At 29.2% G+C, this 25,435-nt stretch carries 28 protein-coding genes and 1 tRNA gene; 2 read left to right on the top strand and 27 right to left on the bottom strand.

Going from position 1 to position 25,435, the window contains the following annotated elements; genetic code table 11:
* Genes pknB through E4100_RS08035 form a run of 13 tightly spaced genes read right to left on the bottom strand, consistent with a single transcriptional unit; the run spans position 1 to position 12,959 of the window.
* Entirely contained in the window at positions 1 to 1,974 is a 1,974-nt protein-coding gene (gene pknB, locus E4100_RS08095) for a Stk1 family PASTA domain-containing Ser/Thr kinase (RefSeq protein ID WP_135271539.1), read from the bottom strand.
* A gap of 12 nt (positions 1,975 to 1,986) precedes the next feature.
* Entirely contained in the window at positions 1,987 to 2,718 is a 732-nt protein-coding gene (locus E4100_RS08090) for a Stp1/IreP family PP2C-type Ser/Thr phosphatase (protein ID WP_135271538.1), read from the bottom strand.
* Between the two features lie 5 nt (positions 2,719 to 2,723).
* Entirely contained in the window at positions 2,724 to 3,764 is a 1,041-nt protein-coding gene (rlmN, locus tag E4100_RS08085) for a dual-specificity RNA methyltransferase RlmN (protein WP_135271537.1), read from the bottom strand.
* 28 nt (positions 3,765 to 3,792) lie between these two features.
* On the bottom strand, positions 3,793 to 5,133 hold the full coding sequence (rsmB, locus tag E4100_RS08080) for a 16S rRNA (cytosine(967)-C(5))-methyltransferase RsmB (protein ID WP_135271536.1): 1,341 nt from the start codon (positions 5,131 to 5,133) through the stop codon (positions 3,793 to 3,795).
* Between the two features lie 21 nt (positions 5,134 to 5,154).
* Positions 5,155 to 5,841 carry a zinc metallopeptidase gene (locus tag E4100_RS08075; protein ID WP_209315320.1) on the bottom strand — a complete coding sequence of 229 codons (687 nt, stop codon included), beginning with the start codon at positions 5,839 to 5,841 and terminating at the stop codon, positions 5,155 to 5,157.
* Between the two features lie 19 nt (positions 5,842 to 5,860).
* Complete coding sequence (fmt, locus tag E4100_RS08070) at positions 5,861 to 6,787, bottom strand: methionyl-tRNA formyltransferase (RefSeq protein WP_209315319.1); 927 nt, start codon at positions 6,785 to 6,787, stop codon at positions 5,861 to 5,863.
* 2 nt (positions 6,788 to 6,789) lie between these two features.
* Complete coding sequence (def, locus tag E4100_RS08065) at positions 6,790 to 7,263, bottom strand: peptide deformylase (RefSeq protein ID WP_135271535.1); 474 nt, start codon at positions 7,261 to 7,263, stop codon at positions 6,790 to 6,792.
* A gap of 16 nt (positions 7,264 to 7,279) precedes the next feature.
* Positions 7,280 to 9,724, bottom strand: a complete 2,445-nt coding sequence (gene priA / locus E4100_RS08060) for a primosomal protein N' (protein WP_135271534.1) — start codon at positions 9,722 to 9,724, stop codon at positions 7,280 to 7,282.
* A gap of 45 nt (positions 9,725 to 9,769) precedes the next feature.
* Positions 9,770 to 10,969, bottom strand: a complete 1,200-nt coding sequence (gene coaBC / locus E4100_RS08055) for a bifunctional phosphopantothenoylcysteine decarboxylase/phosphopantothenate--cysteine ligase CoaBC (RefSeq protein WP_135271533.1) — start codon at positions 10,967 to 10,969, stop codon at positions 9,770 to 9,772.
* A 9-nt stretch (positions 10,970 to 10,978) separates the two neighbouring features.
* Positions 10,979 to 11,185: a DNA-directed RNA polymerase subunit omega gene (gene rpoZ, locus E4100_RS08050; protein WP_135271532.1), complete on the bottom strand. Its 207-nt coding sequence runs from the start codon at positions 11,183 to 11,185 to the stop codon at positions 10,979 to 10,981.
* A complete protein-coding gene (gene gmk, locus E4100_RS08045; RefSeq protein WP_135271531.1) occupies positions 11,178 to 11,801 on the bottom strand; it encodes a guanylate kinase in 624 nt (207 codons plus the stop codon). Before gmk ends, rpoZ begins: the two co-directional genes overlap by 8 nt.
* Positions 11,794 to 12,066 (bottom strand): DUF370 domain-containing protein, encoded by a 273-nt coding sequence (locus tag E4100_RS08040; protein ID WP_135271530.1) that lies wholly within the window; start codon positions 12,064 to 12,066, stop codon positions 11,794 to 11,796. The genes gmk and E4100_RS08040 overlap by 8 nt, the downstream gene beginning before the upstream one ends.
* Before the next feature lie 14 nt (positions 12,067 to 12,080).
* The gene (locus E4100_RS08035) at positions 12,081 to 12,959 is read right to left on the bottom strand and encodes a YicC/YloC family endoribonuclease (RefSeq protein ID WP_135271529.1); all 879 of its coding nucleotides are present in this window, start codon (positions 12,957 to 12,959) and stop codon (positions 12,081 to 12,083) included.
* 142 nt (positions 12,960 to 13,101) lie between these two features.
* Between E4100_RS08035 and E4100_RS08030 the strand changes: the two genes are divergently transcribed.
* Positions 13,102 to 14,871: an Rqc2 family fibronectin-binding protein gene (locus tag E4100_RS08030; protein WP_135271528.1), complete on the top strand. Its 1,770-nt coding sequence runs from the start codon at positions 13,102 to 13,104 to the stop codon at positions 14,869 to 14,871.
* Positions 14,872 to 14,876: 5 nt separating this feature from the next.
* Here the strand turns inward: E4100_RS08030 and pyrR are convergent, their stop codons facing one another.
* The 10 genes from pyrR to E4100_RS07980 are packed head-to-tail and all read right to left on the bottom strand — an operon-like array spanning position 14,877 to position 20,921.
* The gene (gene pyrR / locus E4100_RS08025) at positions 14,877 to 15,410 is read right to left on the bottom strand and encodes a bifunctional pyr operon transcriptional regulator/uracil phosphoribosyltransferase PyrR (RefSeq protein WP_135271527.1); all 534 of its coding nucleotides are present in this window, start codon (positions 15,408 to 15,410) and stop codon (positions 14,877 to 14,879) included.
* Positions 15,382 to 16,332: an RluA family pseudouridine synthase gene (locus E4100_RS08020; RefSeq protein ID WP_135271526.1), complete on the bottom strand. Its 951-nt coding sequence runs from the start codon at positions 16,330 to 16,332 to the stop codon at positions 15,382 to 15,384. The genes pyrR and E4100_RS08020 overlap by 29 nt, the downstream gene beginning before the upstream one ends.
* Entirely contained in the window at positions 16,329 to 16,802 is a 474-nt protein-coding gene (gene lspA / locus E4100_RS08015; protein WP_135271525.1) for a signal peptidase II, read from the bottom strand. Before lspA ends, E4100_RS08020 begins: the two co-directional genes overlap by 4 nt.
* A 14-nt stretch (positions 16,803 to 16,816) precedes the next feature.
* Positions 16,817 to 17,389, bottom strand: coding sequence for a DivIVA domain-containing protein (locus tag E4100_RS08010; RefSeq protein ID WP_135271524.1), 573 nt, complete (start codon positions 17,387 to 17,389; stop codon positions 16,817 to 16,819).
* Between the two features lie 12 nt (positions 17,390 to 17,401).
* On the bottom strand, positions 17,402 to 18,187 hold the full coding sequence (locus tag E4100_RS08005; RefSeq protein ID WP_135271523.1) for a YlmH/Sll1252 family protein: 786 nt from the start codon (positions 18,185 to 18,187) through the stop codon (positions 17,402 to 17,404).
* Positions 18,188 to 18,454, bottom strand: coding sequence for a YggT family protein (locus E4100_RS08000; RefSeq protein WP_135271522.1), 267 nt, complete (start codon positions 18,452 to 18,454; stop codon positions 18,188 to 18,190).
* A gap of 15 nt (positions 18,455 to 18,469) precedes the next feature.
* Positions 18,470 to 18,895, bottom strand: coding sequence for a cell division protein SepF (locus E4100_RS07995; protein ID WP_135271521.1), 426 nt, complete (start codon positions 18,893 to 18,895; stop codon positions 18,470 to 18,472).
* A 2-nt stretch (positions 18,896 to 18,897) separates the two neighbouring features.
* Positions 18,898 to 19,602 carry a YggS family pyridoxal phosphate-dependent enzyme gene (locus tag E4100_RS07990; RefSeq protein WP_245196379.1) on the bottom strand — a complete coding sequence of 235 codons (705 nt, stop codon included), beginning with the start codon at positions 19,600 to 19,602 and terminating at the stop codon, positions 18,898 to 18,900.
* 3 nt (positions 19,603 to 19,605) lie between these two features.
* Positions 19,606 to 20,538 carry a biotin/lipoyl attachment domain-containing protein gene (locus tag E4100_RS07985; protein ID WP_135271520.1) on the bottom strand — a complete coding sequence of 311 codons (933 nt, stop codon included), beginning with the start codon at positions 20,536 to 20,538 and terminating at the stop codon, positions 19,606 to 19,608.
* An 8-nt stretch (positions 20,539 to 20,546) separates the two neighbouring features.
* Entirely contained in the window at positions 20,547 to 20,921 is a 375-nt protein-coding gene (locus tag E4100_RS07980; RefSeq protein WP_135271519.1) for a hypothetical protein, read from the bottom strand.
* Between the two features lie 99 nt (positions 20,922 to 21,020).
* On the opposite strand from E4100_RS07980, the gene E4100_RS07975 reads away from it, so the two are divergent.
* Positions 21,021 to 21,097: transfer RNA gene (locus E4100_RS07975), tRNA-Pro, on the top strand.
* Between the two features lie 53 nt (positions 21,098 to 21,150).
* Here E4100_RS07975 and E4100_RS07970 read toward each other — a convergent pair.
* Genes E4100_RS07970 through E4100_RS07955 form a run of 4 tightly spaced genes read right to left on the bottom strand, consistent with a single transcriptional unit; the run spans position 21,151 to position 25,423 of the window.
* Complete coding sequence (locus E4100_RS07970; protein ID WP_282097116.1) at positions 21,151 to 22,170, bottom strand: NAD(P)H-dependent glycerol-3-phosphate dehydrogenase; 1,020 nt, start codon at positions 22,168 to 22,170, stop codon at positions 21,151 to 21,153.
* Positions 22,160 to 22,762, bottom strand: a complete 603-nt coding sequence (gene plsY, locus E4100_RS07965; protein ID WP_135271517.1) for a glycerol-3-phosphate 1-O-acyltransferase PlsY — start codon at positions 22,760 to 22,762, stop codon at positions 22,160 to 22,162. The genes E4100_RS07970 and plsY overlap by 11 nt, the downstream gene beginning before the upstream one ends.
* Positions 22,759 to 24,081: a ribosome biogenesis GTPase Der gene (der, locus tag E4100_RS07960; RefSeq protein ID WP_135271516.1), complete on the bottom strand. Its 1,323-nt coding sequence runs from the start codon at positions 24,079 to 24,081 to the stop codon at positions 22,759 to 22,761. Before der ends, plsY begins: the two co-directional genes overlap by 4 nt.
* Positions 24,074 to 25,423, bottom strand: a complete 1,350-nt coding sequence (locus E4100_RS07955) for a DUF512 domain-containing protein (protein WP_135271515.1) — start codon at positions 25,421 to 25,423, stop codon at positions 24,074 to 24,076. Before E4100_RS07955 ends, der begins: the two co-directional genes overlap by 8 nt.
* Positions 25,424 to 25,435: the final 12 nt, after the last annotated feature.

The raw sequence follows: 25,435 nt of genomic DNA, 5'->3' as shown, positions 1-25,435 counted from the left end.
TTAGCCCTCAATACTCTTGCTATATTGAAATATACCATCATAATATACTTCAAAAACAGCACCTTTTTTACCTGTTACTGGTATATCAAATGTTCCATCTGTTGATTTATGTTTTTTAGTATAAACAGTAGATGTATCACCGTCTTGTTTTCTAATTATTGTTATCTCAGTTTCATCTTTATCTGCAAAAGGAGTAACTGTTAAATTAATAGAGAATTCTTCAGCTCCAGGCGTTTCTTCTCCTCCTGGTACATTTGGATCAGATGGTGGAGTGGAAGCTGGCCCAGAACTTACTTTCAAATTTATTTTCGTACCTGGTTTTAAAGTAGATCCAGGCTCCTCAGATTGTTCCATCACTATATTGGCTGCGTAGTTGTCACTTGATTCATATTTAATATCACCTATTGCTAGCCCTAGATTTTTAATTTCTGATATCGCTTTATTTACATTTTCTCCAACTAGTTGTATCATTATTGCTTCTTCTACCTCAGGCCCTTTACTTATAACTAAATCAACCCTTGTGTTTGGTGCTATAGCAGTATATGGTTCTATGCTTTGTGAAATCACATAATCAATTGGAATAGAATCATGAAATTCGTAATCAATATTATTCCCTAGTTTAAGACCAGCCTCTTTTAATAGCCTTTCCGCTTCTGTTATTGACTTGTTAACGAGATTTGGAACTTCAACATTTTCAGAACCTAAACTAATGACTACTCCAATTGGATAACCAGGTTTTATTTTAACTCCTTCTTCTACATTTTGAGAAATAATGATACCTTCCTCAAAATCACTACTTTGAACTCTATCAACTATATCTAGCTCAAACCCCATATCTTCAGCTTTTTTTCTTGCTTCTTCCTCTGAAATGCCAATTAATTTTGGAGTAACAATGTAATCATCATTACTGAAACTATTTCTTAGTTGTAGATATCCTACAAATAATAATGAAGTTAATATAAAGGCTGAAATAATTGCCACAACCGTTGTTTTTTTCTTTGTGTGAGTTTCCCCCTTGGTATTTCTGTTGATATTGTTCTTTTTGTTCTTATTCTCATTGTTTAATATTTTATCACTAACTGGAGGTATTAATCTTGTCATATCAAGAGTTTCATCAGTAGTTATATCACTACTTACTCCATTTTTATTTACGTATATGTTCTTCAAGTCTACCAATAGTTCATCTACATTTTGGTATCTATCGCTTTGCCTTTTTTGAACACATTTTAATATTATCTTATTGAAAGAAGGAGATATATTTGGGTTCTCTAAAATAGGTGGTATAATTTCGTCTTGAACATGTTTTAAAGCAACTCCAATAGGCGTTTCTCCATTAAAGGGAACTTTCCCTGTCAACATTTCATACATGACAATACCCAGAGAATAAATATCCGATTTTTCATCAGTATATCCACCACGTGCTTGTTCTGGTGAAAAGTAATGTACTGAGCCTAAAACGTTAGATGTTGTTGTGATAGTAGATGAAGTTACTGCTCTTGCTATTCCAAAATCAGTTACTTTAACAATATTATCTTCAGTTATCATTATGTTGTGAGGTTTTATATCTCTATGAATAATATGATTCTTATGTGCATGTTTAAGAGCTTCAGCTATTTGGGTTGAATAATCTAATGCTTCAAGTTCACTAAGTTTCCCCTTTTCTGTGATTACCTCTTTTAAAGTTTTGCCATTTATATATTCCATAACAATATAATGAATATCTTTACCGTCAATTTTATCATATCCAACATCGTATATATTTACAATATTTGGATGAGATAAACTGGCTGCAGCCTGTGATTCTTTGCGAAATTTTTTTATAAATTCTTCATCATTTGTCAAATCTTCTTTTAAAACCTTTATGGCTACATACCTATCTAGCAAATGGCATTTCGCTTTATAAACAACAGACATTCCACCAATGCCTATTTGTTCTAAAATTTCATATCTATTGCCTAACATTTTACCTATCATCTTTTCACCTCACTAAAATCTTATACCAATCACAGTTATATTGTCGTATCCACCATTTGCTTTTGCTAATCTAACACATTCATCACAAGCAATTTGAATATCTTCAGTATTTGTAAAAATCTCGAATAATTTGTCTTTTTTCACCATATTTGTCAGTCCGTCACTGCAAATAAAAATTATATCACCAGTTGAAACTTGAATTTCTATTATATCAACTTCTATGTTATTGTCTGTGCCAACTGCTCTAGTAATTATATTTTTTTGAGGATGATTTTCAGCTTCTGTTTCTGTGATTCTTCCTTCTGAAACTAATTTCCTTACTAAAGAATGATCTTCAGTAAGCTGCTTGATTGAACTATTGTGAATTATATAAGCTCTGCTGTCTCCAACATGTCCTATTATAAAAATATTTTTAAATAAAAATCCCAATGTCAAAGTAGTTCCCATGCCAAATAAATTCGAATCTAATCTTGATTGCTCGCAAATATAATTATTTGCTTCCATGACAGAATTTTTAATAGTTTCTTCCACATCTTCTATTTTACTAAAAGTAGTATACTTTTCTTTAAATATTTCTTCAACTTTCTTAACTGCTAGCTTACTCGCAACTTCACCAGCATTATGTCCACCCATTCCATCAGCTACAATAAACAAAGGAAACGAATCGTGGAAGTTTGAGACAAATAAACTATCTTGATTTATTAACCTTACATTTCCAGTATCTGTTGAGAATCCAACTTTCAAACAAATCACTCCTCTTTTCTAGTGATTACGCTTCTCTTTAGTTGCCCACAAGAAGCACTTATATCAGAGCCCATCTCTCTGCGTATAGTCACTTTTAATCCTTTCTTTATTAAGATATTGTAAAACTTTTCAATTTCTGGGTTTGCATTATTACCATAATTAAACTCTTTTATCGGATTTAGTGTTATGAGATTGATATGAACATCTAAATCTTTTATTAATGATTTAAGCTCATTTGCATCTTCTAGTCTATTGTTAAACCCATCAATCAATGTATATTCAAAAGTAATTCTTCTATTTGTCTTTTTATAATAATATCTTACTGCTTCCATAATATTTTTTATCTTGTATTTTTTCGCAATTGGCATTATCAACTGTCTTCTATCATCAAATGGAGAATGTAAGGATAATGATAAAGTTATTGGAAGATTTTCATTTGCCAATTCTATAATTTTATCTGCAACTCCACAAGTAGATAAAGTAATATGTCTCAAGCTCGTATTATGTCCATTTTTATCGCTTATTAGCTTTATAAAATCAAGTACATTGGAATAATTATCTAAGGGCTCTCCGCTTCCCATTAAAACTATGTTTTTTACTTTAATATCTATATAATCTTCAGCACAATATACTTGATCTAATATTTCCGCTGCAGTAAGATTCCTTATAAATCCTTCTTTTGTTGATGCACAAAACTCACATCCCATTTTGCATCCAACCTGAGTTGATATGCACTGAGAATAGCCATATTTATACTTCATTATTACACTTTCTATAATATTCCCATCGTTTAATAAAAATAGAAATTTTATAGTATCATCTTCGCCAGATTTAAATACATCATATATTTTTATTTTATTTAAGATATAATTTTCATCTAATACTTCTCTCAATTTTTTTGGTATATTTGTTATTTCATTGAAATTATCAATTTTCTTGTTGTGAACAAAATCAAATATTTGTTTTGTTCGATACTTTTCAATTCCAAGTGAAATTATTTCTTTTTCTAAATCATTGTAAGATATTCCATTCAATTCTTTTTTCAATTTAATCCCTTTCCAGTAAATGCTTGTATTAAACCACTCTTTTTAACTTTGCTATAAAAAATCCATCTGTACCATGAACATTTGGAAATAATTGAACATATCCATCTTTGGCTGTATTGAATAATTCATAAAATCTATTATCAAACTCGACCAAAATATAATTTGGATGATTTATTAAGAAGTTTTTTATCTGTGCGATGTTTTCATCATCATTTATTGTACAAGTACTGTAGATCAATTCACCATCAATTTTAACATATTTCGAAGCCACATCTAATATTTCCGATTGAAGTTCAATTAGTTCCTTTATATTTTCTATAGTCCTATTCCATTTTATATCAGGTTTTCGCCTTATTAAACCCAAACCAGAACAAGGTGCGTCAACAAAACAATAATCAACCTTATTTATCAATTCATTATCTAATTTTGTCGCATCAAAAATCTCTGTTCTTATTGATTTTAAATTTAATCTTTCAATATTCTGTTTTATCAGCTGAACTTTATTACTACTCTTATCCCTAGCTATGATTGTAGCATTATCTCTTAGATACTCGGCAATATGAGTGGATTTCCCGCCAGGAGCAGCACACATGTCTAAAATCAATGTTTTTTCCTTAGGACCAGCAATCTCAGTTACGAGCATACTACTTTCATCCTGTACTGTAAAATAGCCGTTAATAAATTCAAGTGTCTTGAATAAATTATCAGGATTATGAACTACTAATCCAACAGATGAATACTTGGTTTCCTCTAAATCATAACCCCTCTTCATTAGTAAACCTTTTAGGTTGTCCCGTGTTGTTTTAAGCGTATTTGCCCTAATATTTAGTTTAGGTTTAGAATTTAGACTATCTAGTAAATATTGAGTAAACTCAATACCATAATCATCGGCCCACTTCTTTACGATATATTCTGGAAAAGAGTAGAGTAACGCCAATGTGTTGTAATTTAAATTTAATTTAGAATAACTCTCTTTTATATTTTCTTTGTCGGAATTTATATTTCTAAGTATCGCATTTACAAATTTTGCGTTCCCTACATGAGTGTACTTTTTTACTAAATTCACACAGTCATTTATTATTGCATAACTTGGCACTCTATCAAGATAAATTATTTGATAAACACCTATTCTTAAACAATTTAAAACTATTTTATGCAATTTTTTAATTTTTATTTTTGAGTAACTATCAATTATATCGTCTATTAATGTTAAGTTTTTAACTATTCCATATACTGTTTCCTTTATTAATCTATTATCATTTTGGTTTTCAATATTAATTAAATAATTCTCAATTGTATTTTTTTGAAAATTAAAATTATCAAAAGATTCGTTTAATATATTTAATATGATTTCTCTAGTGTTTGTCATATCTCAATCCTTAATAATTATTTATCTACGCCTATTAGTAATAGCTAGCAATCTAAGTAACTCGGATATTGCTACCAAAGTTGCTGCTACATATGTTAATGCTGCTGCCTTTAACATGCTCTCAGCCTGATCTATTTGATCTCTTGAAATGATACCATTTTCGAGCTGTTGTAATGCTCTTCTGCTTGCATTAAATTCAACAGGTAATGTTACTATTTGGAACAGAACAGCAGCTATAAATAACGCAATCCCTAAATTTATAAAAAACGGGCTAAAGATAAATCCTAATATTATAAAAATCCATACTAAATTAGATCCAAACATAGCAATTGGAGCAATAGTATTTCTTAGGATGAGAGGAAAATAACCATCTTGGTGCTGTATTGCATGTCCTACCTCATGAGATGCAACACTAACAGATGCTATACTCGATCCCGAATATACCTCTGGAGATAATCTCAATACTCTAGCACGCGGATCGTAATGATCTGTAAGCACCCCTCTTACTTGTTCTATTCTGACTTCATTTAGTCCATTTTTATCGAGAATGTATCTTGCGACTTGTGCACCAGTAAGCCCAGATTTACTAGGTATTTTAGAATACTTCTTATATGAAGAACTTATTTTCATTTGTGCATAAGTAGCAAACAGAATTGCAGGTAATACAAATATAAACCATGAACTGTAATATCCTGTATAAGAAAACATATTTATCATCCTTTCATATTTACACAATTTTACCAATTTCTATGCGATTACCTTTAAGATATTCGCTTGTTAGCATCATTTTTTTTCCTGGAAATTGAAGCTCTTTTATAATAATAAACCCATTTTTTGCAGCAACCCATATACCATCATTATCAATTTTATATATAGTTCCTACAATGAGATCATGATTTGTTTCTATTGCATCAATACTATTCACTTTAACGATCTGATCATCATAATAAAAATATGATCCAGGCCAAGGTTTAAAAGCCCGTACATGATTTTTTATTCTAATTATATCCCAACCCCAATCAATTTTGCCAATTTCTTTAGTTAATATTGGGGCATATGATGAAAGAGAATTATCTTGTTCAATATATACAGCTTTACCGGTTAATATTAAGTTTATAGTTTCAATTAATATTTCTGCACCCATTTCAGAAAGCTTATCTGATAATGATATAGAATCATCACTTTCTAAGATAGGCAATTCTCGTTGTAATAAAATCGGGCCTGAATCAAGTCCTTTTGTTATTTTCATTGATGTTACCCCAGTAACTGTTTCTCCATTTGCAATTGCCCAATTAATAGGGGCTGCTCCTCTATATTTAGGCAATAGAGACGCATGTATGTTAATATTTTCATATTTTGCTATCCCTAATAATTCATTTTTTAAAATTTGTCCATAAGCTATAACCACTAAAAAATCAGGTTTTAATTCAGCTATTGTTTTAACCGATTCATCGCTATTAATATTTGTTGGCTGATAAACAACTAACCCTAGTTCACTAGCCACTTTTTTTACAGGCGAAGAATGAAAAACCTTTCCTCTACCCTTACGCTTGTCTGGTTGAGTAATGACTAGTAAAATATCATGGCCAGCTTCTTTAAGTTTTTTTAGTGGCTTAACTGCAAATTCCGATGTGCCCATAAAAACAATTTTCAAATTTATACACCTACCTCATCTTCTGTATCTTTATAGATTTTTTCTGCTTTGTCTATATATAAGATACCATCAAGATGGTCGATTTCATGCATAAATGCCCTTGCTAGATATCCAGAAACTTCTCTTTTTATATTATTATTATTCTCATCAATGTATTCTACTACAATTTTTTCAGCTCTTTTTACATAACCTGAATAACCAGGTATAGATAAACATCCTTCTATATCTGTTATTTCCCCTTCAGAGTGAATTATCTTAGGATTAATTGCAATTGTTGGATTGTCCTCTTCTTCCAAAACAATAATTCTTTTTAATATCCCTACTTGTGGTGCTGCTAATCCAAGACCTTTTGCACTCCTCATTGTCTCTATCATATCTTGAGCTAATTGTATAATTTTTTCATCAATCATTTTAATTTCTTTGGATTTTTTGCGAAGAATAGGGTCCCCCTCTATTCTTATATTTCTAATAGCCATTTTTAACTTTTTCCTCCTATAAAGTACTTACTGGATCTATGTCAATGCTAATTTTGTTGCATTTGTATCCTTTTTTGTTTCTATTTATTATAAATACCCACTCTACGTATTTTAATAACTCATCTTTTTCCGAATGGTCAAATTTAATAATTAATTGATATCTGTAATTATTGTTAATTTTTTCTATTGGTGCAATATGAGGTTTCCCTATCATTGATATATTTTTTTGTTTATTTTTTAAAATAAAAATAAATTCATCATAATATTCTTCCATTTCAGATTTTACTTCATTCAGGCTTGGCCCATAAATTGTTATTAAGATAATATCTACAAATGGAGGATATTGAAATTCTTTACGCAATTTTATTTCCAAATTATAAAAATTTTCATAGTCGTATTCTTTTGCATATTTAATACTGTAATGATCAGGATTATAAGTTTGAACTATTACATTGCCTCTAACTCTACCTCTGCCAGCTCTTCCTGATACTTGTGTTATCAGCTGAAAAGACCTTTCAGCTGACCTATAATCTGGTAAAAATATCGTACTATCAGCTGCAACTACACCTACGAGTGAAACATTAGGAAAATCAAATCCTTTTGATATCATTTGGGTACCTATTAGTATGTCTATATCATTAGATTTCATTGCTTTATAAATATTTTGATAATCATCTCGCTGATTTACAGTGTCACTGTCAGCTCTTTTCACCCTTGCATAAGGAAAAACTTTTTTTGTTAGCTCTTCTAATTTTTCTGTTCCAATGCCAAACTGTTTGAACTTATCACTACCACAATTTGGACATATGCTTGGATGCTTTTTAGTTTTTCCACAATAATGACATACTAGTTTGTTTTTTTGTTTATGGACTGTCATGCTTACGTCACAACTATCACATTTTATAACATAACCACAATTTCTGCAAGAAACAAAACTTGAATAACCTCTTTTATTAAGAAATAATATTACTTGTTCTTTTCTTTTCAAAGCTGATATAATTCCTTCGTATAATGATCTGCTGAATATTGACATATTCCCTGTGTTTAACTCTTCCCTCATATCTACAACCTTAATTTCCGGTAATGAAGCATATTCTATCCGATTTTTTATTTCTAATAGTTCATATGCTGAATTTTTAGCATTATGATAGCTTTCAATCGAAGGAGTAGCTGATCCAAGAACTAACTTACTTCCTTCTAGCAGGCATCTTTTTTTAGCTACATCAATAGTATTATATTTAGGATCGATTGTTGATTTATAACTATTTTCATGTTCTTCATCAATTATTATCATTCCTAGATTATTTATAGGTGCAAAAATTGCCGATCTTGCTCCAATGACTATATCTAACTCATTTTTTTTAATCTTGTTCCATTGATCAAGTCTTTGTGATGCAGTAAGTTTGCTATGCAATACCGCAACTCTATCACCAAATCTGCCAACAAATCTCTCGATAGTTTGAGGTGTTAGTGATATTTCAGGGACTAATATAATAGAACCCTTATTTAATTTTACCATTTGTTCAACTAATTGCAAATACACCTCAGTTTTACCACTTCCTGTGATACCGTGAAGTAGAAAAAAATTATTGTCACTTTTGATAATCCTATCATAAGCATTTTTTTGTTCCTCGTTTAATACATGTTTATTGTAAGATGTGATATCTGATTTTATAGTTTTATTTGACAAAATTTTATTACTCTCAATCAACAATTTTTTTTCAACAAGTTTATTTACGGCATTACTTGAAGTATTAAATTTAGTTATTAACTCATTTAGTGACATTTCTTGCTTTTTCCACTCACTTGACCAAATATCTCTTTGCTTGTTAGCATTCTTGGATAACAACTTCAGCCCCTCTTCAACAGTATAATCTTTTGATTTAGAATAAAATTTCACAAATTTTTCATTTTTATTTTTATAAACTATAAATTTTAATTCTAATGCTAAGTCATCAGTTAGTTTATCCAATTGCTTTTGAACTTTTTTCCCAAATGATTTATATAATTTGCTTGCTTCAATAATATCACTTGATTTGAACGCTCTAATAATTTCAATATCATCTTTTGAAGGGATATAATTTAATTTTTTATTGATACTATAATACAATTTTATACTTTTTATATCGGATGGAGGTAAAAATAATGATAAAGCATCTATATATGTAGAAAGATACTCATTTTTTATCCACATTGCTAGTTCAATTTGATTTTTTGTAATTAAAGAAGTATCATCAATAACTAAATATATTTTTTTTACACTATCTAATATTTCTAAATCAAGATATTTGGAATTTATATTAATAATTACTCCAATAGTTGGTGTATTTGATTTTCCAAATGGGACTAATACTCTCGATCCAATAGAAATTTTATTAGCCATTTCATTATCTACTTTATATGTAAAAGTTCTGTCCAAGGATTTAGTTTTACTAAACAGGACAACATCTAATAGTGTCAACTTATCACACTTCCTTTATATTAGAATAAAGCTAGTTAACTAGCTTTATTCTAATATATTCTTTATTTTGTCAATAATAATCTTTGCCAATTCACTTTTTTCCATGATTGGTAAATTCTCTATAGTTCCATCTTTATATATTATTGAAACAATGTTAGTGTCAACTTCGAACCCTGCACCTTCCATTGTAACGTCATTTGCAACTATGAAGTCAAGGTTTTTCGATTGTATTTTTTTTGTTGCATTTTCATATAAGTCATCTGTTTCAGCGGCAAATCCTACTATTAATTGGTTATTCTTTTTTCTAGCCCCAAAATAAGCAGCTATATCTGGATTTTTCTCAAAATCTATTTCTAATTTATCTATCCCGGTTTCCTTTTTAATTTTTTTATCTGAAAAATGTGTAGGCTTATAGTCTGAAGGAGCCGCAGCTTTTACTAGCACGTCAGCATCGTCAAAATATAGGTTTATCTTCTCTAACATTTCTTGAGTAGTGATTATTCTTTCAAATTTTACTCCATCTGGAACCTCTAAATCTGTTGGTCCTGCTATCAGAATGACATCAGCACCTCTTCTACTCGCTTCTTTTGCTATCGCATATCCCATTTTCCCACTAGACCTATTTGTAATATAGCGAACAGGATCAATGGCTTCCTGTGTTGGACCGGCTGTCACAATGATTTTTTTACCAATCAAGTCTTTTTCAGTGAACAAGTTTTTAAGATATTCGATTATTTGAATAGGTTCAGCCATTTTACCTGTACCTTCATCTCCACAAGCTAGTCTTCCTTCTCCAGGGTTTATAAATTCATATCCTAATTCCTTTAATTTAATAATATTATTTTGTACAATAGGATTCTTATACATTTGTGTATTCATAGCTGGCGCAAAAACAACTTTTTTATTGGTAGCCATTATCACTGTAGTTAACAGATTATCAGCTATCCCATTTGCTATCTTACCTAAAGTATTTGCAGTTGCCGGTGCTACTAGTATAACATCAGCTTTTTTTGCCAATGAAATGTGTTCAATTTCCATTTCATTTACTAAACCAAACATATCAAAATGAACTTTATTTTGTGACATTGTTTGAAATGTTAACGGTGTAATAAACTCAGTAGCCGCTTTTGTCACTATGACTTCAATATTTGCATTCTCTTTCTTTAGTTTGCTAATTAAGTCTAAGGTTTTATATATTGCAATTCCACCTGTTACACCTACGATTATGTTTTTGTTATCAAGCATAATTATCACCTACTTACTTGTATATTGGGTTGGAATTTCATATTTAACTTTCCCAGCTGTAATTTCCTCAAGTGCTATACATACCGGCTTATTAGATTCAGAATTTACTCTAGGTTTTGATCCATCAATTATTTGTCTTGCTCGTTTAGCTGCAACAGTGGCTAAAACATATTTATTATCACAACTATTTAAAAAATCATCTAAATTTCTATTCATGTATTATGCCTCCTAAACTTATGATTTTTTGTTTTATATCTTTTTGTCTTTTTACTCTCAGTTTTTCAGCATGAATTATCGCTTCGATGTCTTCAACTGCTTTTTCTATTTTATCATTTACAACAAAGAAATCATATTCTCCAACAAAATCTAGTTCTTTGAATGCATTCTCAAAACGTGTATTAATATCTTCTTCGCTTTCAGTTCCTCTCTTTACGATTCTATTTTTCAGTTCATCCATAGTTGGTGGCAATAAAAAAATAAATACAGCATCTTTACAATTCCTTTTAATTTGTAACGCTCCTTGTACATCTATTTCCAAAAGAACTATTTCTCCTTTTTCGATTTGTTCATAAACGAAATCTTTTGGAGTTCCATAATAATTATTGTGAACTAATGCATACTCTAAAAATTTATTATCTTTTACCATTTCTTCAAATACTTTTTCTGAAACAAAATAGTAGTTTTTACCATTTTCTTCGCCAGCACGTGGTTTCCTCGTTGTGACAGAAACCGAAAACATAATATCGCTTCTTTTCTCCATTAGAGCTTTACCAACTGTTCCTTTACCGCTTCCAGAAGGACCAGATAATACTAATAAAAATCCTTTACTCATATCTCTCACCCTCTTTTGTTTGATCATGGTATTCATTGTTTTGCAATCTATGCGCTAAAGTTTCTGGTTGTAAAGGAGATAACAACACATGTCCACTGTCCATAATTAATACCGCTCTAGTTCTTCTCCCATATGTAGCATCAATAAGTGTATTAGATTCTTTTGCCTCTTGTATCATTCTTTTTATTGGAGCAGATTCTGGACTTAAAACCACAATAATTCTACCTGTAGCTACCATATTCCCAAATCCAATATTAGTAAACATAATATAACAACTCCTCACTCTATATTCTGAACTTGTTCTCTGATTTTCTCTAATTCTGTTTTTAATTCGACGACTTTATTTGTGATGTATAAATTAGTAGATTTACTTCCTATTGTATTACATTCCCTATTTATCTCTTGAATCAAAAAATCTAATTTTCTTCCGACTGAATCCTCAAGTTCGATAATATGTTTAAACTGAATAAGATGACTTTTCAATCTAATCAATTCTTCGTCTATACTAGACTTGTCAGCATATACTGCTATTTCCATAGCTAATCTATCCACATCAATTGGAACATTTTCTAATATTGAGCTTATCCTTTGCTCTAATTTTTCTTTGTAATCTTTTACCAGAGTAAATGAAATCTCTTCTATAGTACTAATTATATCTTCTATATTTTTAATTTTTAATAAAAAATCATTTTTTAATTGATTGCCTTCTTTTAATCTCATTGAATTATAATCATTAAGTGCCCCTTCAAGTGTAACTTTTATAGAGTTTAATATAATAGTTTCATCTAATTGCTGTTCTTGATGTTTAATAATATCTGAAAATGCAATAAAATCAGAAATAAAAAGTTCTCCTGAAATATTTAATTTGCTCTTAATTTCGTTAAATGCATCTAAATAAGACTTAGCAACATTAATTTCAGGTACAATTTTAATAACAGAAGAATCTAAAAAATCAAAAGAGAAATATATGTCTACCTTCCCTCTATTTATATATTGCTTCGTAATCTTTTTTATAAAATCTTCATGTGCTAATAAATACTTAGGTAATTTAATGCTTATATCTAAGTATCGGTGGTTGACAGACTTTATTTCGCATTGAACTTTTAAATTAGAATCCTCAAATATACTTTTCCCATAACCAGTCATGCTACGTATCAATTTATCACCTCATTTTTATATCATTATATTTCTTTTTAATTAATTATTATATAGTTTGTTAAGATATTTTAATATTTTAATAAACTTTTACTTTCTTTTTTAATCTGGTATTATTGTATAAGAAAGAGATGGTGATTTATCAATGTCCTATGATGGAATTGTAACAAAAGCAGTTGTTAGTGAATTAAATACACTATTAAAAGATGGAAGAATAGATAAGATTTATCAACCTGAAAAAGATGAAATAATAATCCAAATTTATAATAATGGTGTCAATTATAAATTGCTGATTTCTGCTAGCAGTACTTATCCTAGATTATATATAACTAATAATGCGTATGAAAATCCTGTCAACGCTCCAGCTTATTGTATGCTATTGAGAAAGAATTTGCAAGGTCTAAGGATATCATCTATTGAACAGCATCTATTAGATAGAGTAATAATTATAACTGTAAGTGGGAAAGATGAACTAGGCTATCAAAACTATAAGCAAATTGTTGTTGAGATAATGGGAAAGTATAGCAATATTATATTGTTAGATAAGAGTTCAAATAAAATTATAGACTCTATTAAGCGTGTTAATAGTGATATGTCAAGAGTCAGAGAAGTTTTGCCTGGTCTTATATATGTTTTCCCACCTACTAATAATAAACTTGATCCTAGAGAAATAAATATCAACATATTCAAGGAATTAATAAATTCGAATAACAAAAACATGAGGATAGATAAATTTCTATACCAAAATTTCCTAGGTTTAAGTCCACTTATATCAAAAGAAATTTGTACACTTGCTAATATAATTATAGACAGAACATTGTTAAGCTTGAGTAATTCAGAAATAATTACAATTTATAGTGCTTTTGAAGATGTTATTAAAAAAGTTAATGACAATGAATTTACACCTACTGCCAATATTGATAATAATGGAAAGATCAACTATTTTTATGCTTTCCCATTAAGACAATTTGATGTTTCTAATAACAAATATTTTGAAAGCATGTCTAATCTACTTGATTTTATATATTATAAAATTGATAAAGATGACAGAATAAAACAAAAGTCATCATATATTCGTAAAATTATTGAAAATCGGATTGAAAAGTCACAACATAAATTATCAAAAATAAATGAAGAACTAATTGAGAGTGCTGAAAGAGAAAAGTATAAAATATATGCAGATCTACTTCAAGCGAATATTCACGCTATTCCAAAAGGTGCTTCAAGCATTGAATTAAGTAATTTTTACGATCCAGAACAAAACCTGTTAGAGATTCCATTAGATGTTACATTATCACCTGCCGCAAATGCACAAAAATACTATAAAAAATATGCAAAACTTAAAGCAGCTTCATCAATACTAAAAAAACAAATTGAGGAGACGAAAAATGAAATATTCTATTTAGAAAGTGTCTTGGTGAGTTTGGATTTAGTAAATGACTTTTATGAATTAGATGAAATACGATCCGAGTTAATTGAGCATGGTTATATAAAAAAACCATCAGGAAAGAAAAAAATGGACACTCGCAAAAAGACTAAACCTCTACATTACTTATCAAGTGATGGTTTTGATATTTATGTGGGTAAAAATAATCTTCAAAATGAATACTTAACTACTAAATTTGCTAAGAAAGATGATTTATGGTTTCATGCAAAAAATATCCCTGGTAGCCACGTTATTCTAAAATCTAAAAATTCTGAAATCCCTGAATCAACTATTTATGAAGCAGCATATTTAGCAGCTTTGTTTAGTAAAAACAATTTTGAAACTAAAGTTGATGTTGATTATACTAAGAAAGTATTTGTAAAAAAACCTAAAGATACCAAGTATGGTTTTGTTAATTATGATAATTTTAAGACTGTAGTGATAGACTTAAACACATTTGATTCCACTAGATTAAGAAAGATAGATTGAGAAATCTATCTTTCTAGTATTATAACTTCATCGCAATCATCAATTTCTGACAATTTAACTGAAACAATTTCATTAGATGATGTGGGAACATTTTTACCAACAAAATCAGGCCTAATTGGTAACTCTCTATGACCTCTATCTACTAAAACAGCAAGTTGAACTTTTCTTGGTCTTCCTATGTCCATTAGTGCATCCAATGCTGCTCTGACTGTTCTACCTGTATAGATTACATCATCTACTAAAACGACGATTTTGTCGTCTATATCATAATTTATCTCTTTAGATACATAGGGATTACTATCTAGTTTAACCAAATCATCTCTGTAAAATTGTATGTCCAGTGTATAAACTTGTGGTTTTTCCCCTTCTATTTCCTTAATTTTCTCACTTATTCTATTTGCTAAAGGAATTCCTCTAGTCTTTATTCCAACTAAAATAATATCTTCAATTCCTTTATTTCTTTCAATTATTTCATTTGATATTCTGGTAATAGCTCTTTTAATAGACAACTCATCCATTATTTTTGCTTTTATTGTCATTATATTCCCTCTTGACTATTTTTTTTATTATATTCTTAAATTCATTTGGAAAAGGTGCATAAAATGTCATCATCTCTTTACTTCTTGGATGATTAAATTTAATTTTAAATGCATGTAACATCTGTTTATTTATGCCAAATTCATTTGAAATTTTGGAATAAAGTGGATCCCCTACTATTGGATGATTTATATGACTTAGATGTACCCTAATTTGATGAGTACGGCCAGTTTCTAACTTAAGTTTTAGCAAACTGTAATTATCAAAGTTCTTTAAAACAGTAAAATGTGTAATTGCGTTCTTGCTATTCACTTGAGTTACTGCCATCTTTTTACGATTTCTAGGATCTCTACCAATTGGCATATCTATTGTACCATTGGTTTGTGTTAATCTTCCATGACATAATGCGATATATTCTCTATTGATCTTGTGGTTTTTTAAATCATTGGATAATACCTTATGAGAATAATCATTTTTGGCTATGATCAATAACCCAGAAGTATCTTTATCAATTCTGTGAATAATACCAGGCCTTATAATTCCATTTATAGTTGATAGGTTATCAATATGATACAACAATGCATTGACTAATGTGCCAGTGTAATTACCTGGCGCAGGATGAACTACTAAACCTTGAGGCTTATTTATTACAACTATATCATTATCTTCAAATATAATATCTAAAGGTATATTTTCTTTCTCTAATTTTAGTTCTTCTTTATCAGGAAGAACTAATTCAATAATATCACCTTCATTAACTATATAGCTTTGTTTTTTATAACGACCATTTACAGTAACAACTTTATCTTTTATTAATTTTTGTGCATAGCTTCTAGAAAGTTCATTCATTTCAAGAGATAAATAATAATCTAATCTATATCCATCATCTTCTCCAACAATAAATTCTATCTTATTAGAATTCATATATTATCTCCAATAGAAGAAAATCTTTGTGGAAATATCGTAATTACCATCAGTAATATTGTTCCGATTACAATAAATATATCAGCAATATTAAAAACTGGAAAATTTATTGATTTAATTATATCAACTTGAATAAAATCTATAACATAACCAAGCCTTATTCTATCAATAAAATTACCTATTGCTCCACCAATTAACATACTAATGGCTATCTTGTTTAGCAAATGAATTTCTGAACTGTAACGAATTAAATATATCATAAATACACATATTACAATGATGGTTATGATGATGAATATCACTCTTTTTTCTTGCAATATTCCAAAAGCCGCGCCGTAATTCTTCACATATTTAAGCTCTAGCAAACCATTAAATAACTTATAATTTCCATTAATAACTATATTTTTTACTGCTAGATATTTAGTAATTTGATCTAATAAAATTATTGTAATTATCATTAAATATGTCAATATTTCTCCCCCATTTATTGACTATTGGTCTCACTTTGTCCTGAGAACAATCCTATTTTATCGGATTTTTCTTCGTTTTCTGTATTATATTCATTTTTTCCATTGCTGTTATCGTCCTCATAATGTGAATTACTATTATTTATATCATTATAAAATTCATTAAGTGACAATTTTTGTGCTTCTAAAAATGATTCAAGTCTTGTTTTAAATATGTAAATTTCTTTTTGTATATATTCGTATTCTTCTTTTATTATTTTTACATCTTCATGCGCTTTTTGTATAATCGAATTTTTTTCAAATTCAGCTTCTTCTATAATAATATCAGCTTTTCTTCTCGCATTTAGAGTCACTTCTTCAGCTGTTTTTTGAGCTATTAAAAGAGTCGATTTTAAAGTTTCCTCCATTGAATTAAACTGCCTTATCTGTTCAGATAACATACTTATTTTATCCTTATATTCAATATTTTCTCTATATATTTTCTCATAATCCTCAATTATTTCAGATAAAAATGTGCTTACTGCTTTCTTATTATATCCAAATAATGACTTTTTAAAAGTTTTATTTTGTATATCTAATGGTGTTAACATTTCATCACTCCATTACTTGTATTTTTTAACAATTATATGAAATCTCCCACTCTTTGTTGTTCCATTTATATTCATTAAAGCAAATCTTCCATATCCTTTCACTGATATTAAGTCATTTTCTTTTATTAACCGATGCGGTTTGACAGCAATCTCCCAATTTATCTTTACTAATCCACGTTTACATAAATTCTGGCTGTCTTCTCTTGTAATATTGCAAACTGCACTAATAAATCCATCTACTCTCATTGAATTAACTGTTTTATTTAAAATATCATAACTACTTTCTTGTAATTCTAAGCTATTTAAATCACTTATTTCTATATGTTTTATTTTTATATTCTTTATTTTAACCAAATTATATATTATATAGTCAGCTATTTCACTTAAAACTATAATTATGATTCTATCAGGATAAATGATTATATCTCCTATGGTTTCTCTTTTTATGCCCAAAGCCATGATGCTCCCTAAAACATCTCTATGTGAGATATTGTCAAAAAGCCCATATATTATAAGAGATTTGATATATTCTTCCATATTATTAGCTTTCCATTTAGGCGACATAACCAATATTTTTCTCTCGCTATTATCATTTCCTCCATAAAATTCGCAAGAAATTTCGTTAAAATATGCTTTTAGAAATGAGTGCGCAGATTTTTGTTCAAATGGATCCAAAAAATTAGAACGAGTCACAATATGCCTCTTTCTAGTTATTTCTGCTTTGTCTATCAAGTTCTTTATTTTTAATTGTAGTTCCTTATCATTAGTAAGTGAAATAAAGCTTTCCTTATTTTTCATTTATAATAATACTCCAACTAAAAGTTGATAAAATAACCTTATAATGAGTATTGCTATCCAAGGTGAAAAATCAAGCATCCCTCGATTTAATCCCAAAATATTAAGTAAATACCTCGCCGGATAAATAATTGGCTCTGTTAAATCATATAAAATCCTCATAAATTTGTTTTCACCACTGATGTTAAAAATATTTAAAAATACTCTAATAAGAATTAAAATTTCTATTATATTTAATAATTTACCTATTGATTGTAAAATAATATACATACATATCTCCTGATTTTACCAAGGGAATATCCCTCTATTTTTTAGTTCATCTTTTATCCCATCTATCTCTACATTTATGGGTGCCAATATGAAAATATCCTTTGTCACCTTCTGAATTTTCCCTTCTATAGCGTAAAGTCCACCGTTAATAAAATCAAAAATTTGTCGTTTCAAATTTATATCTAATTGTTCAAAATTAACAACAACAGCTTTTCTCATTTTTAAATCATCTATTATACTTGGTGCTTCTTCATAACTAAGAGGTTCATGTACTACAATTTTCAAATTTGTATTTTGATTAATGCTAACCAATTTTGTATTTCTCTTAGTTTTATTCACTGGTGTCACATCAAACTTTTCTTCCTCTAATTCCTTTATTTCCTCTTCCTCGTATTCATCAATACCAATAAAGTACTTAAACTTATCCATGAAACCTGACATTTCTAACCCCCCATTTTTTCTCTTTCACCAAAAATTCCTGTGCCTATCCTCACCATGTTTGAGCCTTCTTCAATAGCTATCATATAATCATCAGTCATACCCATTGATAAAATATCCATGCTTACTCTATCATAGTGCTTAGATTTAATCCTTTCACTTAAATTGTACATTTTTCTAAAATCAGACCTTATTTTTGCCTTATCTTCAGTGTTTGAGCCTATAGTCATAAGTCCTTGTACGTATAAGTGTTTATGATTCTGTAAAGCTTCGATAAATTGAAAAACTTCATTTTCTTTTATCCCAAATTTAGTAGATTCTCTTGATATATTAATCTGTATAAGTGAATTTACTCTAATATCAGCTAAATTTGCTCTTTTTTCTAGTTCATCCGCTAAATCAATTCGATCTAGTGATTGAATAAGATCCACTTTATCATAAATATACTTTACCTTGTTAGTCTGAAGATGCCCAATAAAATGGTAATTTGGTTTAGGTTGAATATGATCTACTTTTTTTAAAAATTCCTGTACTTTGTTTTCTCCAATATCATCGATGCCATACTTAAGAGACTCAAGGATTTTATCAATAGAAACATATTTAGTAACAGCAACAATTTTAACATCATTTTTTCTACCAGTCTTTAAACACGTATTATCAATATTTTCTTTAATTTTTAAAATATTATCTCTAATACTAATAATTATCACCTCTTATTTAATTATACTACCATATACTACACTTTGTGGATCAAGAATAATTTCTGAGTGTTCATCAATTGTTTTTTTGTTTTCTTCATTTATTACAATATTGCCATTTTTATCTCCTAAATTTACATATATAAAATTATCATCAGTATCAATAATCTCTACAGGTCTAAAACCTACAACTCCATAATATTCCTTTACGAAAACACCAATTACGCCATCTTTTTGAGTAAGTGCAGTATTTGGGATCTTATAAGCTTCTTCTTGTATTGCTATTATGTTTATATCTAATTTCCTCTGGTTCAGAAACTCATGTATAAAATTATCAGATTTTAAAACTAAAATACTATGATTCTCTGTTTCTAGCTTAGCAATTAAAGATGTATCTATATAGTTGTTAACACCGTTATCAATTTGTATTCTTATATTATCATTTTCCATATAAGTATCATAAATATTATCATCCACGTCAACAATTAAATGCCAAATATATGAATCAATTATTTTTATCCCTTGGCTGTTTTCATATGTTTCTTCATTAAATAGATAATCAAAGTCTTTATCATCCATTCTTTTTATAACATCAATATTAATATTCTCAATACCATCAATATGATATGATACAAAACCAGAACAATTTGAATATATTTCATGATTTTGTCCATTAGTTGTGACAACTTTACCAATATATGATCCTTTTGGAACTATCTTGTTTTCTGGTACGTTTTTTTCTAAATTAGATATTTCTCCATTATCAAATTGTATAACTTCATCTCTAATTATAACACTATTAAAGCTATATTTCTTTTCATACAATATCTTTTCCGGCTTTGATGAGTTAACCTTCGAAAAAGATAAAATTGGAATAGCTAAAATAATAAAAAATATTGTAATCAATATTGATAGAAAAAGAATTATTTTTCTTTTATTTTCTTTCATTATTACACCTAGTTAAAAAATTTACCGTATTTGCCTAATATTTTGAATTCTCTGATAGTATCTATTCTTAATTTTATTATTTCATTGGTGTAGGTAATTATCTTTATTGAATGTTCTTTAGCGATCGCTCCAATAACAACACCTTTGTATTTTTCATTTGTCTTGGTTTGAATAGTTATTTCATCACCAGCTGTTAGTTTAGTCCCATCTAGTACAAATTCATATAAGTCCGTATCTTCTATTTCATCATTTGAAATATATTTATTATCTATCAATATGATGTTTTTTTTAAGATAATATTTTTCTTTTAGTACAACTAACACATACCCAAATAAACTTGCTACCTCTGCCATTATAATTAGGCTAATAAAAAAATCAAACATCCTTCATCCCCCTTGTAAATTATAAAATTAGTATATCACATATTTTTTAAAGTTTAAACTCTTTACAAAATCAAATTTATTAGCTATAATACAGCTTATCGGGGTGTGGCGCAGTCTGGTAGCGCACAAGTCTGGGGGACTTGGGGCCGGAGGTTCAAATCCTCTCACTCCGACCAAATTTGCTAAAAACAAAGACATGAGATTAACTAGTATTCTCATGTCTTTGTTTTTAGCCTTTATAAAAATCTAAAATATCTCTTTCATATTTCATTTCTCTTCCCATTAATCTAGTAGCTGAAATCTTGACATCTGCTCCGAGGTACAAAATACTATATATTTCATTTGTTATTGGCATTTCAATATTTAGTTTTTGAGATAAATGATATGCTGCTTTAGTTGTTTTTACACCTTCCACAACCATACCTACTTTATTTGTAGCATCTGTTAAAGAGTAACCTTGGCCAATTAAAATTCCTGCTTTTCTATTTCTACTATGCATACTTGTACAGGTGACAATTAAGTCGCCAACACCAGCTAAGCCTGAAAAAGTATCAGGATTAGCACCCATAGCAGCACCTAATTTAGCAATTTCATAAAGTCCTCTAGTCATAAGTGCAGCTTTAGTATTGTCTCCAAATCCAACTCCGTCTGAAATACCTGCGCCTAATGCAATTATGTTCTTTAATGCACCCCCTAATTCAACCCCTATAAGATCTTGATTAGTATAAATTCTAAAAGAAGAAGTTGTGAAAATATCTTGAACATATTCAGCTACTTTATTATCTACAGATGCACAAACTACTGCTGTAGGAATATTTATTACTACTTCTTCTGCATGAGAAGGGCCTGAAATAGCACAATATTTATTATCTGGCAATATTTGATTGCAAATATCTGAAATTCTTAGATCTGTGTTCTCTTCAATTCCTTTTGCTAAATTTACAAGTATTTGATTCTTGTTTATTATTGGTTTCAAAGTAGTAAGTAGTTCTCGAATGTTATTTGTAGGTACCGCCAAAGTGATAATATCACGGTTTACTACAGCTTCTTCTAAATCATTAGTTACTTTTAATGAATCAGGTATTATAATTCCTGGTAAATATTTTTTATTGGTTTTTTCTTTAACCATTTCTTCATATTGAGAATGAGATCTAACCCACAAAGTCACATCTTTGCCTTCTTTAGAAAGCATACTAGCTAATGCACATCCCCAACTACCGCCACCTAAAATTGAAATACTATCGTTCACTAGATTTACCTCCGAATTTGTTTTCCTTACCATTAATCAATCTTTTTATATTACTCCTATGTCTATAAATACCCATTAAACTTAAAAATAATATTGTCAATTTTGTGTATATATCTACAGAAATTAACCCTGTAAATGTAATAACTATTAATGATATGAGAAACGTTATAGATAGGAGTGAAACATATTTTGTAATAACCCCTACTATCAAGCCGATTATTACACTTATTAATGTTAATTTAAATTGAAGTATAGCCATTGTTGTTATAGTAGCTACTATTCCTTTTCCTCCTTTAAACCCAAAGAATAAAGGCCAATTATGTCCTATTACAGTAAAAATTGCTGCTACTAATCCCCCATAATATCCATATAATTGTAATCCAATTACGACACTTACTATGCTTTTGAGAGCATCTAGAACAAATGTTACAATTCCAGCAGGCTTTCCTAAAACCCGCATAGCATTTGTAGCACCAGCATTTCCACTACCATGTTCTCTTATGTCTATATTTTTATACAATTTTCCAACTACATATGCTGAAGAAAAACTCCCTAGTAAATAGGCTATTATACTTATTATTAACAATTTCATTTTTCTTTGCCCTTCTCTCTAAATTCTAATATTATAGGAGTTCCCGTAAAATCACAATTTAGCCTAATTTGATTTTCTAAATATCTTGCATATGAAAAATGTATTAGTTCTTTGTAATTCACAAAAATAACAAATCTAGGTGGCTTTACTGATACTTGTGTAGCATAGTAAATCTTTCCCCTCTTACCTTTGTCACTTGGTGGTTGATTCATCAAAACCGCTTCATTAATAATATCATTTAATTTGCCAGTACTGATCCTTTTAATATAATTTAAATAAACTAAATTGATTGTATCTAACAATTTATCAACTCGTTTTCCGGTTTTTGCAGAAATGAATAATATAGGTGCATATTGGATAAAACCAAGCGTTTCTCTTATCGACTTTTCATATTCTTTGTAACTTTTATCATCTTTTTGAACTATGTCCCATTTGTTAACTGCTATGATCATAGCTTTTCCATTATCGTGTGCATATCCAGCAATTTTTGAATCTTGCTCAGTGATTCCAATCGTTCCGTCAATAACTAACACACACACATCTGACCTATCAATCGTTGTCAAAGTCCTGATAACAGAATATCTTTCTATTTTTTCATCTATATATTTTTTCTTCCTCAGCCCCGCAGTGTCTACTAATATGAATTTATCGTCCTTATATTCAAAATAAGAGTCGATTGCGTCGCGAGTTGTTCCAGGAATATCTGTAACTATATTTCTTTCTTCACCAAGTATATAATTTACCAGAGACGATTTCCCGGAATTTGGACGCCCAATGAAAGCAACTCTTATCGCGTCCTTATATGTTATTGGATCACTGTCTTTAGGAAAATTCTTAATAATTTCATCTAGTAAATCGCCTATTCCTAATGAAGCCTCTGCAGATATATAATTTATGTTTTCAAACCCCAATTCGAAAAAATCATAGAAATGAATTAGTTCTTTTTTAGTATCGATTTTATTAACAACTAATAATATAGGTTTGCCAGATTTTCTAAGTAGATTGGCTATTTCTATATCTGTTTGTGTAATGCCTTCTAATCCATCCACTACAAATAGTATTATATCTGCAGTATCTATCGCAACTTGTACCTGCTTTCTTATATTGCTCATAAAAATATCGTCACTTCTCGGATCTAATCCGCCAGTATCAATAATTGTATAGTAATTATTTAACCATTCTCCTTCTGCATAAATCCTATCTCGTGTTATACCTGGGGTATCTTCAGTTATTGAAATTCTCCGGCCAGCTAATTTATTAAACAATGTTGATTTACCAACATTTGGTCTTCCTACAATACATACTACAGGTCTACTCATTCGAACACTCCTTTCTAAAAAAATCTATCAATTTTCTTCCAGTAATTTCTATTGGTACTACATCAAACCCGAGAATATTTTTTACATCGTTAATTCTATAATCATCTAAAAAAATATCATCGTTCTTTCGTAGCATGTTTTCTGGAATTAATAAACAATCAATATTTTCATATTCTTTTTTTAACAAATTATTAATTAAATCTTTTCCTGTTATGAGCCCAGACACTGTAATATTTTCCCCAAAAAATTCATTGATAATTCTAACAACTTCTATTTCTAGGTTATCAATTTTTTTTAATATCATCTCAGAAATTGATTTTATATAAGGATATGCAGAAACTCCAGTGGCTATTGCTACATGTTTAACCTCCGGATAATTTATGAAATCCAATTCATTGATGTTTTCAATTACTTCAGTTAAAAAAGATCTAAGCATGCCAACTCCATTCTCATATTGTGGAAAATCCTCATATGATTCATAGCTTGGCAAATCAACCCCAGACAAACAGTAGAATTCGTCTGAAGCAAAAACTAATCTTGTTCCATATTTATCTTCAAAAATGCTTTGATATTTATTTATGATATCTAATACATCTCGTGCACTTTGGTAATCATATGGACTTATTTTTTCTAGATGGTCTCTGTATTTAGTCAGCCCCACTGGAACACATGCAATTGAATTCACACTAGGATAGAGTTTTCCTAAATCATTGAGAGTTCTTTCCAGTTCTGTAGCATCATTGATGCCAGGTACTAATACTATCTGACAGTTTAACTCTATTTTAGCATCTGATAATTTTTTTAGTATGTTCATTATATCTCCTGCTCGTTTGTTCTTAAGCATTTTTACTCTTAAGTCAGGATTCGTTGTATGAACAGATATATTTATAGGACTTAAACGATATCTTATGATCCTATCGATTTCATCTTCATTCATATTTGTCAAGGTTATGTAGTTACCTTGCAAGAATGATAATCTCGAATCATCATCTTTAAAATATAGAGTTTCTCTAAGGTTTAAAGGAAGTTGATCTATAAAGCAGAAAATACATTTGTTCTGACATGACTTAGCTTTATCAATCAATGAATTGCTAAAAACTATTCCAAGATCTTCACTAAAATCTTTTTCAACTTCAAATTCCCATATATCTCCGTTTTGCTTTATTATCTCTAATGTGATATTTTCATCTGATATTAAATATTTATAATCGATGATGTCCTTTATAGGTTTTTTATTGATTTTTTTCAATAAATCTCCAGGTTCTATACCCAACTCATCGGCTAAACTACCTGTTTTCACTTCAATTATTATATTATTAAGTTTATTATTAATTATTTCCATATACACCACTCA

Source organism: Soehngenia longivitae, assembly GCF_004684055.1.
GTDB lineage: Bacteria > Bacillota > Clostridia > Tissierellales > Tissierellaceae > Soehngenia > Soehngenia longivitae.
Note: the sequence above shows the minus strand (reverse complement) of the source record. Positions and strands in the feature narration are given on the sequence as shown.